This window comes from Paracoccus binzhouensis (assembly GCF_016446475.1).
GTDB classification, from domain to species: domain Bacteria; phylum Pseudomonadota; class Alphaproteobacteria; order Rhodobacterales; family Rhodobacteraceae; genus Paracoccus; species Paracoccus binzhouensis.
In genome coordinates this window covers 71610-86521 of record NZ_JAEHFP010000003.1, presented here as the reverse complement: position 1 = coordinate 86521, position 14912 = coordinate 71610, and the positions used below count along the sequence as shown (strand labels likewise).

Annotated in this window: 12 protein-coding genes; 8 read left to right on the top strand and 4 right to left on the bottom strand. The window is 70.9% G+C overall.

All coding sequences use genetic code 11. The features are described 5' to 3' along the window. Positions 1-57 precede the first annotated feature (57 nt). Genes I9P22_RS02305 through I9P22_RS02290 form a run of 4 tightly spaced genes read left to right on the top strand, consistent with a single transcriptional unit; the run spans position 58 to position 4941 of the window. The gene (locus I9P22_RS02305; protein ID WP_199257788.1) at positions 58-831 is read left to right on the top strand and encodes a LamB/YcsF family protein; all 774 of its coding nucleotides are present in this window, start codon (positions 58-60) and stop codon (positions 829-831) included. After that, positions 828-1619, top strand: coding sequence for a putative hydro-lyase (locus I9P22_RS02300; RefSeq protein WP_199257787.1), 792 nt, complete (start codon positions 828-830; stop codon positions 1617-1619). The genes I9P22_RS02305 and I9P22_RS02300 overlap by 4 nt, the downstream gene beginning before the upstream one ends. A gap of 2 nt (positions 1620-1621) precedes the next feature. Further along, complete coding sequence (locus tag I9P22_RS02295) at positions 1622-3175, top strand: 5-oxoprolinase subunit B/C family protein (RefSeq protein ID WP_199257786.1); 1554 nt, start codon at positions 1622-1624, stop codon at positions 3173-3175. Further along, positions 3172-4941 (top strand): acetyl/propionyl/methylcrotonyl-CoA carboxylase subunit alpha, encoded by a 1770-nt coding sequence (locus I9P22_RS02290; RefSeq protein ID WP_233253150.1) that lies wholly within the window; start codon positions 3172-3174, stop codon positions 4939-4941. The genes I9P22_RS02295 and I9P22_RS02290 overlap by 4 nt, the downstream gene beginning before the upstream one ends. A gap of 31 nt (positions 4942-4972) precedes the next feature. Here I9P22_RS02290 and I9P22_RS02285 read toward each other — a convergent pair whose 3' ends face one another. Further along, the gene (locus I9P22_RS02285; protein WP_233253149.1) at positions 4973-6874 is read right to left on the bottom strand and encodes a potassium transporter Kup; all 1902 of its coding nucleotides are present in this window, start codon (positions 6872-6874) and stop codon (positions 4973-4975) included. A gap of 113 nt (positions 6875-6987) precedes the next feature. Here I9P22_RS02285 and I9P22_RS02280 point away from each other — a divergent pair, with 113 nt between their 5' ends. The 3 genes from I9P22_RS02280 to I9P22_RS02270 are packed head-to-tail and all read left to right on the top strand — an operon-like array spanning position 6988 to position 9865. Further along, positions 6988-8592 carry a DUF4118 domain-containing protein gene (locus I9P22_RS02280; protein WP_233253148.1) on the top strand — a complete coding sequence of 535 codons (1605 nt, stop codon included), beginning with the start codon at positions 6988-6990 and terminating at the stop codon, positions 8590-8592. Then, positions 8589-9293 carry a response regulator gene (locus I9P22_RS02275; RefSeq protein WP_199257785.1) on the top strand — a complete coding sequence of 235 codons (705 nt, stop codon included), beginning with the start codon at positions 8589-8591 and terminating at the stop codon, positions 9291-9293. Before I9P22_RS02280 ends, I9P22_RS02275 begins: the two co-directional genes overlap by 4 nt. Further along, positions 9290-9865 (top strand): HutD/Ves family protein, encoded by a 576-nt coding sequence (locus I9P22_RS02270; RefSeq protein ID WP_199257784.1) that lies wholly within the window; start codon positions 9290-9292, stop codon positions 9863-9865. The genes I9P22_RS02275 and I9P22_RS02270 overlap by 4 nt, the downstream gene beginning before the upstream one ends. On the opposite strand, the gene I9P22_RS02265 is transcribed toward I9P22_RS02270, so the two are convergent. The 3 genes from I9P22_RS02265 to I9P22_RS02255 form a co-directional block, all read right to left on the bottom strand. Then, entirely contained in the window at positions 9862-11646 is a 1785-nt protein-coding gene (locus I9P22_RS02265; RefSeq protein ID WP_199257783.1) for a monovalent cation:proton antiporter-2 (CPA2) family protein, read from the bottom strand. The genes I9P22_RS02270 and I9P22_RS02265 overlap by 4 nt on opposite strands. Positions 11647-11723: 77 nt before the next feature. Continuing rightward, positions 11724-12743 carry an LLM class flavin-dependent oxidoreductase gene (locus I9P22_RS02260; protein WP_199257808.1) on the bottom strand — a complete coding sequence of 340 codons (1020 nt, stop codon included), beginning with the start codon at positions 12741-12743 and terminating at the stop codon, positions 11724-11726. 11 nt (positions 12744-12754) lie between these two features. Further along, positions 12755-13729, bottom strand: a complete 975-nt coding sequence (locus I9P22_RS02255) for a LysR family transcriptional regulator (RefSeq protein ID WP_199257782.1) — start codon at positions 13727-13729, stop codon at positions 12755-12757. A 120-nt stretch (positions 13730-13849) separates the two neighbouring features. Here I9P22_RS02255 and I9P22_RS02250 point away from each other — a divergent pair, with 120 nt between their 5' ends. Beyond that, positions 13850-14794 (top strand): ring-cleaving dioxygenase, encoded by a 945-nt coding sequence (locus I9P22_RS02250; RefSeq protein ID WP_199257781.1) that lies wholly within the window; start codon positions 13850-13852, stop codon positions 14792-14794. The last annotated feature ends 118 nt before the right edge of the window (positions 14795-14912 follow it).

Here is a 14912-nt window from a genome sequence, read left to right as displayed (position 1 = left end):
GCCATGATCGCGGCAGGCCCCCCGCGGGCCTGCCGCCCCAACGTCCCGGAGAAATACATGACCCGCAACATCGACCTGAACAGCGACCTGGGCGAGGGCTACGGCGCCTGGAGGATGGGCGACGACGCCACCATGCTGGGCATCGTCAGTTCGGCCAACGTCGCCTGCGGCTTCCATGCCGGCGACCCGCTGACCATCCTGGCCACCGTGCGCGAGGCGGCGGCGCGGGGCGTGGCGGTGGGCGCGCATGTCTCCTATCCCGACCGGGTGGGCTTCGGCCGCCGGCCGATGGACGTGACCCATGCCGAGCTGGTCGCGGACGTGATCTACCAGATCGGCGCGCTGCAAGGCATCTGCGCCAGCGCCGGCACCCGCATCCGCTATGTCAAGCCGCATGGCGCGCTTTACAACACCATCGCCGTCGACCCTAGGCAGGGCGCGGCGGTGATCGAGGGCATCAAGGCGGTCGATCCGGGGCTGGCGATGATGGGCCTGGCCGGGACGCAGATCCTGCGGCAAGCGGCCGAAGCCGGCCTGCCCACCATCGCCGAGGCCTTCGCCGACCGCGCCTATCGTCCCGACGGCCAGCTGGTCTCGCGCCGCGAGGCCGGGGCGGTGCTGCACGATCCCGAGGCCGTCGCCGCCCGCATGCTGCGCCTGGCCACCGAGGGCGAGATCGAGGCGGCCGATGGCTCGACCCTGCGCCTGCAGGCCGACAGCATCTGCGTGCATGGCGACAGCCCCGGCGCGGTCGCCATGGCCGCCCGCATCCGCGAGATGCTGCTGGCAGGCGGTGTCGCCATCGCCCCGGCCATGGGGGGCGCGGCATGACCCTGCTGCCCGATCCCGCATCCGCCCGCGCCGCCCGCCTGACCTGCCGCGAAGGCGTCCCGCATCCCACCGCCGGCATGGCGCCGGGCTTCACGCAATGCAATATGATCTCGCTGCCCAGGGACTGGGCCTGGGATTTCCTGCTTTACGCGCAGCGCAACCCCAAGCCCTGCCCGGTGCTGGACGTGACCGACCCCGGCAGCCACCGCACCGCGCTTGCGCCGGATGCCGACCTGCGGACCGACATTCCGCTCTATCGCATCTGGCGCGACGGCGTGCTGGCCGAGGAGACCCCTGATGCCACCGCCGCCTGGGCCGAGCATCCCGATCTGGTGACCTTCCTGATCGGCTGCTCCTTCACCTTCGAGACGCCCTTGCAGCAGGCGGGGATCGAGATGCGCCACATCGCCCAAGGCTGCAACGTGCCGATGTTCCTGACCGACCGCGACTGCCGGCCGGCGGGGCGGCTGCATGGCAAGATGGTCGTCTCCATGCGCCCGATCCCGGCCGGAAGGGTGGCCGAGGCGGCGATGATCTCGGGCCGCACGCCGGCGGTCCACGGCGCCCCCGTCCATATCGGCGCCCCCGAGGCCCTGGGCATCGCCGATCTGTCCCGTCCCGATTTCGGCGATGCCGTGGAAATCCGTCCGGGCGAGGTGCCGGTGTTCTGGGCCTGCGGCGTGACCCCGCAGGCGGCGCTGATGGCGTCGAAACCGCCCTTCGCCATCACCCATGCGCCGGGCTACATGTTCATCACCGACGTGCCCGACACGCATTGGCAGGTGTGACCATGCGCTTCCTGCCCATCGGACCCAGGACGCTGCTGGCGGAACTGGACGACCTGGACCAGACGCTGGCACTGTTCGACGCGCTGCTGGCCGACCCGGTGCCGGGCGTGGCCGAGATCGTCCCGGCCGCGCGCACGTTGATGATCCGCACCGCGCCCGGTGTCGTCGCCGACGGCCGGCTGGCCGGCGCGGTCCTGGCCCGCCAGCCCGCCCCCGGCACGCCGCCCAATGCGCGCGCCAGCGAAACGGTCGAGTTGCCCGTGACCTATGACGGCGAGGATCTGGCCGATGTCGCCGCCCATATGGGCCTGACCGAGGCCGAGGTGATCGCCGCCCATCAGGAAACCACCTGGCAGGTGGCCTTTTGCGGCTTCGCGCCCGGCTTCGCCTACATGACCTGCGGCGACCCGCGCTTTGAGCTGCCGCGCCGCCCGGCGCCGCGCACCCGCATCCCGGCGGGCTCGGTGGCGCTGGCCGGGCGCTTCTGCGGCGTCTATCCGCAGGAGACCCCCGGCGGCTGGCAACTGATCGGCCGCACCGAGGTGCCGATGTGGGACCTGACCCGCGATCCGCCGGCACTGCTGCGCCCCGGCATGCGCTGCCGCTTCGTGGCGCGCAAGGCCGAGGTCCACGCCTCGGCCGCCGTCCCGCAGCCGCAGCCCGAAAGCGGCTTGCGCGTCCTGTCCACCGCCTTCCCCATCGTCTTTCAGGACGAGGGGCGGCCGGGTCAGGGCGGGCAGGGAGTCTCGGCCTCGGGTGCGCTGGACCTGGGCGCGGCGCGCCGGGCCAATCGCGCCGTCGGCAATCCCTCGGACGCGCCGGTGCTGGAGATTACGCTGGGTCCGGTGCGGCTGCAGGCCGACCAGCCGCTAACTCTGGCCTTGACCGGCGCGGCACAGGCCAGCATTGCCGGCCACGCCGTTCCGCGCGGCGCGGCTTTCGCCGTGGATGCGGGCGACGAGATCGTCATCGACCCGCCCGGCGCGGGCATGCGCAGCTATCTGGCGCTGCGCGGCGGGTTCAAGGTCGCGCCGGTGCTGGGCTCGGCCGCCACCGATACGCTGGCCCATGTCGGCCCCGATCCGGTCACGGCGGGCGCGGTGCTGGCCCCCGCGCACCGTCCCGCCCTTGCCGCCGCCGCGCCGGAACCCGAGCCCGCGCTGCCGAAACCCGGCGATCTGGTGGAATTGCCGGTGACCCTCGGCCCGCGCACAGACTGGTTCACCCCGGACATGGTTCGGAATTTTCTCAAGCAGGAATGGCTAGTTACGCCGCAAAGCTCGCGCGTCGGCATCCGGTTGCAGGGCGAGGCGCTGACACGCGAGGACAGCGCGGAACTGCCCTCGGAAGGGACCGAGACCGGCGCCATCCAGATCCCGCATTCCGGCCAGCCGGTGCTGTTCCTGGCCGACCATCCGCTGACCGGCGGCTATCCGGTCATCGCCACGCTGGTGCCGCAGGCGCTGGACCTGGCCGGGCAGATCCCGCCCGGCGCCCGCATCCGCTTTACCGCCAGCGCCGATTTCGCCCCCATCACGCCAGAGAGGCCCGCATGACCATCTTTGCCACCGGCCCCAGCCGCCCCATCCGCCGCCTGCTGATCGCCAACCGGGGCGAGATCGCCGTCCGCGTGATCCGCGCCTGCCGCGACGAGGGCATCGAAAGCGTTGCCGTCTACGCCGATGCCGACCGCGACGCGATCTTCGTGCGCATGGCCGATCAGGCCCATGCGCTGGGGGGCGACAGGCCCGCCGAGACCTATCTGGATGCCGGCAAGATCATCGCCATCGCCCAGGCGGCGGGGGCCGATGCCATCCATCCCGGCTATGGCTTCCTGTCCGAGCGTGCCGAATTCGCGCAGGCCGTGCAGGATGCCGGGCTGATCTGGATCGGCCCCGACCCGAAGGTGATCGAGGCTTTGGGCGACAAGATCGAGGCCCGCCGCATCGCCGAAGCCGTGGGCGCGCCGCTGGTCGCCGGCACCCCCGGCCCGGTCGAAAGCGCTGCCGAGGCGCTGGCTTTCGCGAAGGAACACGGCCTGCCCATCGCCATCAAGGCCGCTTTCGGCGGCGGCGGGCGCGGCATGAAGGTCGCCTGGCGGCTGGAGGAGGTCGAGGAGCTGTTCGAATCCGCCACCCGCGAGGCGCTGACCGCCTTCGGCCGCGGCGAATGCTTCATCGAGCAGTTCCTCGATCGCCCGCGCCATGTCGAGGCGCAGGTATTGGCCGACAAGCACGGCACCGTCAAGGTGATCGGCACCCGCGACTGTTCCCTGCAACGCCGCAACCAGAAGCTGGTCGAGGAGGCGCCGGCCCCGTTCCTGACCGACGAGCAGCGCACCCGCATCCACGAATCCGCCCGCGCCATCTGCGCCCATGCCGGCTATTCGGGCGCCGGGACGGTGGAATACCTGCTTTCGGCCAATGGCACGATTTCCTTCCTCGAGGTGAACACGCGGCTTCAGGTCGAGCATCCGGTGACCGAGGAAACCACCGGCATCGACCTGGTGCGCGCCATGATCCGCGTGGCGCAAGGCGCAAGGCTGGCCGACGAGACGGTGCCCGAGCCGCGCGGCCATGCCATCGAGTTCCGCATCAATGCGGAAGACCCGGCCCGGGGGTTCCTCCCCACTCCCGGGCCGGTCGAGGTCTTCGATGCGCCCTCGGGGCCGGGCATCCGCGTGGACAGCGGCGTCGCTTCAGGCTCGGTGGTGCCGGGCAGCTTCGATTCGCTGATGGCCAAGCTGATCGTCACCGGCGCCACCCGGCAGGAGGCCTTGCAGCGCGCCGAACGGGCGCTGCGCGAATTCCGCATCGAGGGTGTGGCCTCGGTGCTGCCCTTTGCCCGCGCGGTGCTGGCCCAGCCGGATTTCTGCGCCGAGGACGGGGATTTCCGCGTCCATACCCGCTGGATCGAGACCGATTTCGCCGAGGCGCTGGCCGAGGCGGTCGCGCCCCATGCCCGCGTCGCGCCGGCTGCGCAGGAGCCGCTCATGCGCCTCGCCATCGAGATCGACGGCAGGCGCCACGAGCTGGGCCTGCCCGCGAACCTGCTGGCGGCGCTGCCCGCGGGCGGCGGCGCTGCCGTCCCACAGGCGGAGGCCGAGGCGGATGCGGCCCTGCTGACCGCCCCGGTCCCCGGCACGCTGACCCTGTGGCAGGTCGAGGACGGGGCCGAGGTCGAGCCGGGCCAGGTCGTCGCCGTCATCGAGGCGATGAAGATGGAGACCCGCATCGAGGCGCATCGACCGGGCAGGCTGACCCGCATCGCCGCGCAGGGCGAGGTGCTGGGCTTCGGCGCGGCGCTGGCGCGGATCGACTGAACCGCGCCACGCCTGCCCGTCGGGCTCCGTCTCAGATGTTCATCTGCGCCCCGATCTCGACCACCCGGCCGGCCGGGATGCGGAAATAGTCCGAGGCGGCGGCGGCATTGCGCGACAGGGCGATGAACAGCTTGCCCTGCCAGCTTGGCACCCGCGAGCGGGTCGAGATCCGCAGCCGCCGCCGCGACAGGATGAACGAGGTCGCCATGATGTCGAATTTCCAGCCCTGCCGGCGGCATTGCAGCAGCGCCTCCGGCACGTCGGGTTCCTCGGCATAGCCATAGACCAGGGTGACGCGGCGGAAGCGTTCGTCGAGGTCTTCGATCCGCACCCGCTCGGCCGGGGGGACATGCGGCACCTCGGCGGTGGTGATGGTCAGGATCACGTTCTGCTCGTGCAGCGACTTGAAATGCTTGAGGCTGTGCAGCAGCGCCGAGGGCGCCAGATCCGGCGTCGAGGTCAGGAACACCGCCGTGCCCGGAACCGTGGCGATGGAATCGGATTTCTCGATCTGCGCCAGCAGCGCGCCCAGCGGCAGTTCGGCCTCGCGGTCCTTGGCCAGCACGATGGCGGTGCCGCGCATCCAGCTGGTCATGGTGATCAGCACCGCGGCGGCGATGCCCAGCGGCACATAGCCGCCCTCGCCGATCTTGATCAGGTTGGCGCCCAGGAAGGTCAGGTCCAGCACCAGAAAGGGCAGCATGATCGCCGTCGCCAGCCACAGCGGCAGCTTCCAGTGCTTCCAGATCACGATGGTCGCCAGCAGCGCCGTCACCACCATGGTCCCGGTCACGCTGATGCCGTAGGCCGAGGCGAGGCTTGAGGACGAGCCGAACAGCAGCACCAGCGCCAGCACCGCCAGCATCAGCCAGCGGTTGACGCCGGGCATGTAGATCTGGCCCTGGTGTTCGTCCGAAGTGTGGCGGATCTTCATCCGCGGCAGCATGCGCAGCTGCACCGCCTGCTGGGTCAGCGAATAGGCGCCGGTGATGACGGCCTGGCTGGCGATGATCGTGGCCAGCGTCGCCAGAATCACCACCGGCAGCAATGCCCAGGACGGGAACAGGTGGAAGAAGGGGTTGGCCATGGCCTCGGGACGCGACAGCAGCAGCGCGCCCTGGCCGAAATAGGTCAGCAGCAGGGCCGGGAAAGCCACTACCAGCCAGGCCACCTGGATCGGCTTGCGGCCGAAATGGCCCATGTCGGCATAAAGCGCCTCGGCCCCGGTCACCGCCAGGAACACCGCGCCCAGCACGACAAGGCCCAGCCGGCCGTTCTGCAGCAGGAAGCGCAGGGCATGAGCCGGGTTCAGCGCCGCCAGCACCTCGGGATCCTGGACCATCCAGTGGATACCGCCGGCGGCCATGACCATGAACCAGACCAGCATCACCGGCCCGAAGAACCGCGCCACCGCCTCGGTGCCGTGGTTCTGCACCAGGAACAGGGCGATGATGATGGCGATGGCGATGGGCTCGATGAACGGGTCCACGCCGGGCGTGACCAGCTTCAGCCCCTCGATGGCCGACAGGACCGAGATCGCCGGGGTGATCGCCGCATCGCCATAGAACAGCGCCGCGCCGATCAGGCCCAGGGCCAGCACCAGCCGGTGCTGCCGCCCCATGGCGCGCTGCGCCAGCGCCAGCAGCGACAGCGTGCCGCCCTCGCCCTGGTTGTCGGCGCGCAGCAGGATCAGGATGTATTTCACCGTCACCACCAGCGCCAGCGCCCAGACGATCAGCGACAGCACGCCCAGCACGTCCGCGCGCGAGACGCCGCCATGGCTGGCGCCGGCGGCATGCATCGCCTCGCGGAAGGCGTAGAGCGGCGAGGTGCCGATGTCGCCATAGACGACCCCGACCGCAGCCAGCGACAGCGACAACAGCCCGGCGCGGCGCGGCGCCTCATCGGGCATGTGGGTATCCAGACTTGCCATGCGTTCATTCCCAAGCGCCGGAATCACCTCCGGCAGAAGGCGCAGCATGTGGCGGCGCCGCGTAAGGGATCGACAGGGATTCCCGGAAAGGATGTAAGGAAATCGTAAAGACCATGGACAAGGGCCCCGTCCTCGCGCCAGATCCGCTCATGGACAAGTTCGACCCGCCCCCCTTGCCGCCCGACGACCGTCGCTGGATGACAGCGCCGCGGCCGGTCGGGTTCCTGGGCGCGGCGGCGCTGCTGGCGGCGGTGACGCTGGCGGCGGACCGGCTGCATGAATTGCTGCCCGAGAACGTCTCGATCCTGCTGTTCCTGACCGCGGTGCTGGTCAGCGCCGCCGCCTTCGGCTTCTGGGTCGGACTGGCCAGCGCGCTCGGCGCCATCGCCGCCTTCAACTACCTGTTCGTCGAGCCGCATTTCACCCTGCACATCGCCCGGCCGCAGGACCTGATCACTCTGGCCGTCTTCCTGCTGTCGGCGGGCCTGGCCGGCATCCTGGCCGGGCGCCTGCGCGAACAGGTGGACGCGGCCAAGGGCCGGGCGGCGGCGCTCGAGGTGGTGTCGCGCGTCAGCGGCGACCTGGCCGGGGCCAAGAGCACCGAGGACGTGGCGCGCATCGCGCTGCGCCACCTGCACGGCCTGTCGCAGGGCCCGGCAGTGGCGCTGCGGGCCGAGGGCGGGCAGCTGCAGCTTCTGGCCGCCGAGCCCGCCGACCACCTGCCCGAGGCCAGCGACCTGGACGCCGCCGACATCGCCTTTCGCCGCGGCCGGGCCGAGCTGGCCGCCGCCCGCGGCTGGAGCGGTTCGCGGCTGAGCTTCTATCCGCTGAGCGTCAGCGACGGCATGGGCGGCCAGCGCGGCATCGTGCTGGGCCATGCCCGGCTGGACCCGGATCGCAGCGACAGGGACTGGCGCGAGAAGACCATCGAGGTGGTGCTGCGGCAGTCCGAGCAGGCGCTGCAGCGCCTGGCCCTGGCCGAGGCGGCCGAGGCCGAGCGCCGCCGCGCCGTCACCGAGGAGACGCGGGCGGCGCTGCTCTCCTCGCTGTCGCATGACTTGCGCACGCCGCTGGCCACGATCCTGGGCGCGGTGACGACGCTGCGCGAGCTGGGCGCGACATTGCCCCCGGCCTCGCAGACCGACCTGCTGGCAGCGATCGAGGAGGAATCCGAGCGCCTGGCCCGCTATGTCGAGAAGCTGCTGCAACTGACCCGGCTGCAGGCCGGGATCGCGGCACAGATGGCCTGGGTCGATGCGGGCGACGCCGTCCAGGCGGCGGTGACGCGGGCGCGGCGCAGCTGGCCGCGGGCGCAGATCGCGGCAGAGCTGGCGCCGCTGCCGATGATCCGGGCCGAGGCGGGGCTCCTGGAACAGGCGCTGTTCAATCTGGTCGAGAACGCAGTGAAATACACGCCCGGCCCCATCCGCGTGACCGGCGCGGTCGAGGGGCGCGCGGAGGGGCGGGAACTGGTGCTGGCGGTCTCGGACAGCGGCCGCGGCCTGCCACCCGCCATCGCCGAATGGCTGGCCTCGGACGAGGCGGTGGGCGCGCCGCCCGGTGCCGGGCTGGGCCTGCCGATCTGCAAGGGCATCGCCCGGGCGCTTGGCGGGCGCATGACTGCGGCGCGCAGCGTCTCGGGCGGCGCCCTGCTGGCGATCCGCCTGCCACTGCCGGCAGATGATCCGGGCAATCCGGACGGCCAGGCCGCGGCATGAGGGAAAGGCGCCTGATCCTGGTTGTCGACGACGAGCCGCAGATCCAGCGGTTCCTGGGCCATGCGCTGGTCGCGGCCGGTTACGACACCTGCCTTGCCGCCACCGGCATCGAGGCGCTGGCCCAGGTCGCGGCGCAGGAGCCGGACCTGATGATCCTCGATCTCGGCCTGCCGGACATGAACGGCAAGGAGGTGATCGAGCGGTTGCGGCTGCGCTCGGACCTGCCGGTGATCGTGCTTTCGGCCCATGACCAGGAGATGGAGAAGATCATGGCGCTTGACCTCGGCGCCGACGATTTCGTCGCCAAGCCCTTCGGCATCGGCGAGTTGCTGGCCCGGCTGCGCGCCAGCCTGCGGCCGCGCCGCGCCGCGCGGGCGGAACAGATCCGCCAGGGCGGGCTGGTGATCGACCTGGCCGCGCATCAGGTCAGCCGTGACGGCGAGCCGCTGCGGCTGACGCCCAAGGAATTCGACCTGCTGGCGGCGCTGGCCGGCAATGCCGGCCGGGTGATGACGCATCACCGGCTGCTGCAACTGGTCTGGGGGCCGGCGCATGTCGATGACGTGCCCTATCTGCGCGTTTTCATCGGGCAGCTGCGCCAGAAGCTGGAACGCGACCCGGCAAGGCCCGAACTGATCCTGACCGAGCCCGGCATCGGCTATCGCTGGGCCCCCGCCGCCGAAGGAGGACAGCCCCCATGACCTGCCGCATCCTGCGCGCCGCCGATCATCGCCGCATGCCCTGGAAGAACGGCCGCGGCGAGACGGTCGAGATCGCCGTCCATCCCCAGGACGCCGGGCTGGCCGAATTCGGCTGGCGCGTCAGCATGGCCGGGGTGACCGAGGACGGCGATTTCTCGCTCTTCCCGCAGATCGACCGCACGCTGGCAGTGCTGACCGGCGAGGGGATCGAGCTGCAGGTGCAGGGCCGGCCGGTGCAGCGGCTGACTCCGGACTCGGCGCCGCTGGGCTTTCCGGCGGATGTGCCGACCTCGGCCCGGCTGCTGGCGGGACCCATCAGCGACCTGAACGTCATGACCCGGCGCGGCGCCTTCACCCACCGGCTGGCACGGCTGGCCGGAGCGGCCGCCGATCCCTGGGACACCGTGCCGGAATGGCGGCTGCTGCTGGCCATTGCGCCGGTCGCGCTGGAATACGCGGGCGAGGCCGTGGCGCTGCAGCCGCGCGACGCGCTGTTCTGCGAGGGGGCCGAGGCGGCGCTGCCCTTGCCCCCGGCCGCGGATCTGTGGCTGATCGAGATCGCGTGCGCCTAGCTCTTGCGATTGCCGAGCAGCAGGTCGCGGCCGGCGAAGATGCCGCCCAGGCATTCCATCTCGAACCGCTCCATGTCGCGACCGCGGATGTCCTCCATGACCTCCTCGACCGCCTCGGGATCGTCGCCCAGCCGCAGCAGCGCCTCGCGGCCCATGGCGAAGGCGCTTTCCAGCGTCTCGCGCAGCTGGTAGTCGGCCCCGGCCTCGACCAGTTCCAGCGCGTGCTCGCGGTCGAAGGCGCGGGCGATGACCGGGACCAGCGGAAATTCGTGCTTGGCCAGTTCGACGATCCGGGTCACGGCCCGCCTGTCGCCGGCCACGGCGACGATCAGCTTGGCCTCGGCGGCGCCGGCGGCATGCAGCACGTCCAGCCGCGAGCCGTCGCCATACCAGACCTTGAAGCCGAATTCGTCGGCGTCGCGAATGGTCTGCGGATTGCTTTCGATGATCGAGATGGAATGGCCGCGCGCGATCAGCGGCTGGCTGATGATCTGGCCCATGCGGCCGAAACCGATCATCAGCACCCGCGCTTCCAGCCCCTGCGCGGCCTCGACGCCCTCCAGCGACGGGGCGGGCTTCGGCGCCAGCCGGTCGTGCAGGATGACCAGCAGCGGCGTCAGCGCCATCGAGACGATCACGATGGCGGTCAGCACCGCGTTGTCCTGGCCGCTGATGATCCCGGCCTGCATGGCGCTGGAATACAGCACGAAGGCGAATTCGCCGCCCTGCGCCATCAGGACGGCGCGCTCCAGCGCCTCGGACCGGCCGGCACCCAGCACCCGGCCGGTGCCGTAGATCACCAGCATCTTCAGGACCATGTAGGCCGGCACGCAGAGGGCGATCAGCCCCCAGTTCTGGGCGATGATCCGCAGGTCCAGCGCCATGCCGACGCCCAGGAAGAACAGCCCCAACAGCAGGCCGCGGAACGGCTCGACATCCGCCTCGAGCTGGTGGCGGAAGCTGGATTCGGACAGCAGCACCCCGGCCAGGAAGGCGCCCATCGCCATCGACAGCCCGCCCCATTGCATCAGCAGCGCTGCGCCCAGCACCACCAGCAGCGCCGCCGCCGCCATCACCTCGCGCCCGCCGAACCGCGCCAGCAGGCCGAACATCGGGTTCAGCAGGTAGCGGCCCGCCAGCACCAGCGCGCCGATGCAGCCCAGCCCGATGGCAATAGCGATCATCCGGGCGGGCAGGGTGACCTCCTCGCCTCCCGGGGCAAGGAAGGCGACCAGCGCCAGCAGCGGCACGATGGCCAGGTCCTCGAACAGCAGGATGGCGATGATGCGGCGACCCTTGGGCAGGGCCATTTCATTGCGCTCGGCCAGCATCTGCATGACGATGGCGGTCGAGGTCAGCACGAAGCCGGTGCCCGAGACGAAGCTGGCCGCGACCGGAAAGCCGAGCGCCAGCCCGACGCAGGTCAGCACGGCGATGGCCAGAAGCACCTGCGCAAAGCCCAGCACGAAGATCTCGCCCCGCATCGTCCAGAGCCGCGAGGGCTGCATCTCCAGCCCGATCACAAACAGGAACAGCACCACGCCAAGCTCGGCGACATGGATGATCGACTGCGGATCGTGGAAGAACCCCAGCCCGTAGGGGCCGATGGCCAGCCCGGCGGCCAGGTAGCCCAGCACCGCGCCCAATCCCAGCTTGCGAAAGATCGGCACCGCGATCACCGCGGCCGCCAGCAACACCACCACGCCGAGAATGTCGGGGCCGCCGCCATGGCCCGCCGCCTCGCTTGCCGCCGCCGCGGCGGCCGTCATCTCTCCTGCCATCGGTTCCCCCGTCCGCCGGTTTCAGGTTCCAGCCTAGCTTGGTGCCGGAGGGGGACAAGGCCCTGCCGCACCGGCATTCAGCGCCAGCCCAGGGCCGGGGCGACATGTTTCAGGATCGCCTCGATCACATGCAGGTTGTAGTCCACGCCCAGCTGGTTCGGCACCGTCAGCAGCAAGGTGTCGGCCTCGGCGATGCCCTCGTCGCCGCGCAGCTCCTCGATCAGCCGCTCGGGCTCGGCCGCATAGCCGCGGCCGAAGATCGCGCGGGTCTCCTCGATGAAGCCGATCTGGTCGCTTTCCTTGCCGCCGCGGCCGAAATACATCCGGTCGCGGTCGTCCATCAGCGCGAAGATCGAGCGGCTGACCGAGACGCGGGGCGTGCGCTTGTGCCCGGCCGCCGCCCAGGCTTCGCGATATGCGCGGATCTGCTCGGCCTGCTGGACGTGGAAGGGCTTGCCGTTCTCGTCATCCTTCAGCGTCGAGCTTTGCAGGTTCATGCCCAGCCGCGCCGCCCATTGCGCCGTGGCGTTCGAGGCCGCGCCCCACCAGATGCGGTCGCGCAGGCCGGGCGAATGCGGCTCGAGCCGCAAGAGGCCCGGCGGGTTCGGGAACATCGGCCGCGGGTTCGGCGGCGCGAAGCCCTGTCCCTCGAGAAGCTGCAGCAGGACCTCGGCATGGCGGCGGGCCATGTCGGCATCGCTTTCCCCCTCGGCCGGGCGATAGCCGAAATAGCGCCAGCCCTCGATCACCTGTTCGGGCGAGCCACGCGAGATGCCGAGCTGCAGCCGCCCGCCCGCGATCAGGTCGGCGGCGCCCGCATCCTCGGTCATGTAGAAGGGGTTCTCGTAGCGCATGTCGATGACGGCGGTGCCGATCTCGATGCGTTTCGTGCGCGCGCCGACCGCCGCCAGCAGCGGGAAGGGCGAGGCAAGCTGGCGGGCGAAATGATGCACGCGGAAATAGGCGCCGTCCGCGCCCAGCCCCTCGGCGCCCTGGGCCAGGTCGATGGATTGCAGCAGCACGTCCTGGGCGCTGCGGGTCTGCGAGGCGGGCTCGTCCGACCAATGGCCGAAGGACAGGAAACCGATCTTCTTCACGCCATCCTGGTTCACGGGGCGACCTTTGATGCTGAGAGTTCCGGGGACATGGCGTCGCGGCGGCCGGTGCCCCAGCCCGCCTGCCACGAGGGCAGGCGCAGTTCCGACGCCACATGGTCGATGAAGCGGCGCAGCTTGGCCGGCATGGGCTGGACCGGCGGCCAGACCGCGACGATGGGCAGCGGCCTGGTGCCGAAGCCGGTCAGCACCCGTTCCAGCCGCCCGTCCGCCAGCGCCGGGGCGACGACGAAGCCGGGCAGCATGGCGAGGCCCAGCCCCTCGATGGCCATGTCGCGGATCGCCTCGCCATTGTTCATCGACAGCCGCCCCGCGACCCAGGGCGAGACGAAGCGGTCGCGATCCTGGAACTGCCAGAGCTGGCTGTTCGGCAGGTGGCTGTAGCCGATCACCTCATGCTCGCGCAGGTCGGCCAGAGTCTGCGGGCGGCCCCTGCGGTCCAGATAGGCGGGGCTGGCGCAGGCGACGCTTTCATCCTCGCACAGCTTGCGCTGCATCAGCGCCTTGTCGCGCATCTTGCCGATGCGGATGCCTATGTCGAAGCCCTCGCGCGCCAGGTCGCGGGTGCGGTCGTCGTAATCGACGGTGATCTCCAGCTCGGGGTTCCGGGCGGCGAAGCGGGCGATGATGGGCCCCAGATGCAGCACGCCGAAGCTCATCGGCGCGGCGATGGACAGGCTGCCGCGCAGCGGCGCCAGCCCGTCCATGTCCCAGGCGGTGCTTTCGGCGGCCGCGACCAGCTCGGCCAGCGCCGGGCGCAGCCGCTCGGCCAGGCGCAGCGCCGCCTCGGTGGGGGTGATGCGGCCGGCATTGCGGCGAAACAGTGCCGCGCCCAGCGTGGCCTCCAGGTCGGTGATGCGCTTGCTGACCACGGATTTCGACAGGTTCAGCCGCGCGGCGGCGGCGGTGACCGTGCCCAGCTCCATCACCGTCAGGAAGGTTTCCAGATCGTTCAGGTCATAGCGCATGGCGGCAGTCTAGCCGCTGCCGCGCCGTTCGCAATCGCAGAACGCGATGTTCGCGGCCGCCGCCGTGGCGGAAACGGCTGCCATGGCCGATATTGGCAGGCAAGAGAAAGGAGGCCCATCATGGAGCTGACCGGAATTCACCACCTGACGGCGATCACCGCCGATGCGCCCGGCAACAAGCGGTTCTATACCGACACGCTGGGGCTGCGGCTGGTCAAGAAGACCGTCAACCAGGACGACACCAGCGCCTATCACCTGTTCTATGCCGACGGGTTGGCCCGTCCCGGCACCGACCTGACCTTCTTCGACTGGCCGGCGGCGCCCGAGCGGCGCGGCACCCATTCGATCAGCCGCACCGGGCTGCGGGTCGCGAGCGACAGTCTCGACTACTGGGCCGGCAGGCTTGCGGATCGCGGCCTGACCGTTGGGCGGATCGGCGCGCTGGATGGCCGCGCCAGCCTCGATTTCGAGGATCCCGAGGGCCAGCGTTTCCGCCTGACCGCGGACACGCCCGACGCCGAGCCCGCGCCCTGGGCGAAAAGCCCGGTGCCGGCGCAGCACCAGATCCACGGGCTGGGGCCGATCACCATTTCGGTGCCCGATCTGGCGCCGACCGAGGCGGTGCTGACCCAGGTGATGGGCCTGCGCAAGGTGCGCGACTATGCCAGCCCCGACGGGCAGGGCACCGTCCATGTCTACGAGATGGGCCGGGGCGGCCCCGCGGCCGAGCTGCATGTCGCGGTCCAGCCCGATCTGCCGGTGGCGCGCCAGGGCGCGGGCGGGGTGCATCACGTCGCCTTCCGCGTGCCCGACAAGCCGGCGATCCACGCCTGGGCCCAGCGGCTGGCCGCACTGCGGGTGCCCAGCTCGGGCGAGGTCGAGCGCTATTATTTCCGCTCGCTCTATTTCCGCGAGCCGGGCGGCAACCTGTTCGAGATCGCCAGCGACGAGCCCGGATTCGCCGTGGACGAGCCGCTGGAGAGCCTGGGCGAAACCCTGTCGCTGCCGCCCTTCCTGGAGGGCCAGCGCGCGCAGATCGAGGCACGGCTGAAGCCGCTGGACTGAGCCCCGCCGAACCAAAGGCAAGGCCGCCGGATCGCCCCGGCGGCCTTTTTCATGCCGCGCCTGCCCGCAGCGTGGGCCCATGAAAAAGGGGCGGTCGCAATGACCGCCCCCATGCCGA

Bases quoted from the DNA above. Each gene is read 5' to 3' on its own strand.
- I9P22_RS02275 (WP_199257785.1), top strand. From the start codon at position 8,589: ATGAGGGAAAGGCGCCTGATCCTGGTTGTCGACGACGAGCCGCAGATC.
- I9P22_RS02285 (WP_233253149.1), bottom strand. From the start codon at position 6,874: ATGGCAAGTCTGGATACCCACATGCCCGATGAGGCGCCGCGCCGCGCC.
- I9P22_RS02250 (WP_199257781.1), top strand. From the start codon at position 13,850: ATGGAGCTGACCGGAATTCACCACCTGACGGCGATCACCGCCGATGCG.
- I9P22_RS02265 (WP_199257783.1), bottom strand. From the start codon at position 11,646: ATGGCAGGAGAGATGACGGCCGCCGCGGCGGCGGCAAGCGAGGCGGCG.
- I9P22_RS02295 (WP_199257786.1), top strand. From the start codon at position 1,622: ATGCGCTTCCTGCCCATCGGACCCAGGACGCTGCTGGCGGAACTGGAC.
- I9P22_RS02270 (WP_199257784.1), top strand. From the start codon at position 9,290: ATGACCTGCCGCATCCTGCGCGCCGCCGATCATCGCCGCATGCCCTGG.
- I9P22_RS02255 (WP_199257782.1), bottom strand. From the start codon at position 13,729: ATGCGCTATGACCTGAACGATCTGGAAACCTTCCTGACGGTGATGGAG.
- I9P22_RS02305 (WP_199257788.1), top strand. From the start codon at position 58: ATGACCCGCAACATCGACCTGAACAGCGACCTGGGCGAGGGCTACGGC.
- I9P22_RS02290 (WP_233253150.1), top strand. From the start codon at position 3,172: ATGACCATCTTTGCCACCGGCCCCAGCCGCCCCATCCGCCGCCTGCTG.
- I9P22_RS02280 (WP_233253148.1), top strand. From the start codon at position 6,988: ATGGACAAGGGCCCCGTCCTCGCGCCAGATCCGCTCATGGACAAGTTC.
- I9P22_RS02300 (WP_199257787.1), top strand. From the start codon at position 828: ATGACCCTGCTGCCCGATCCCGCATCCGCCCGCGCCGCCCGCCTGACC.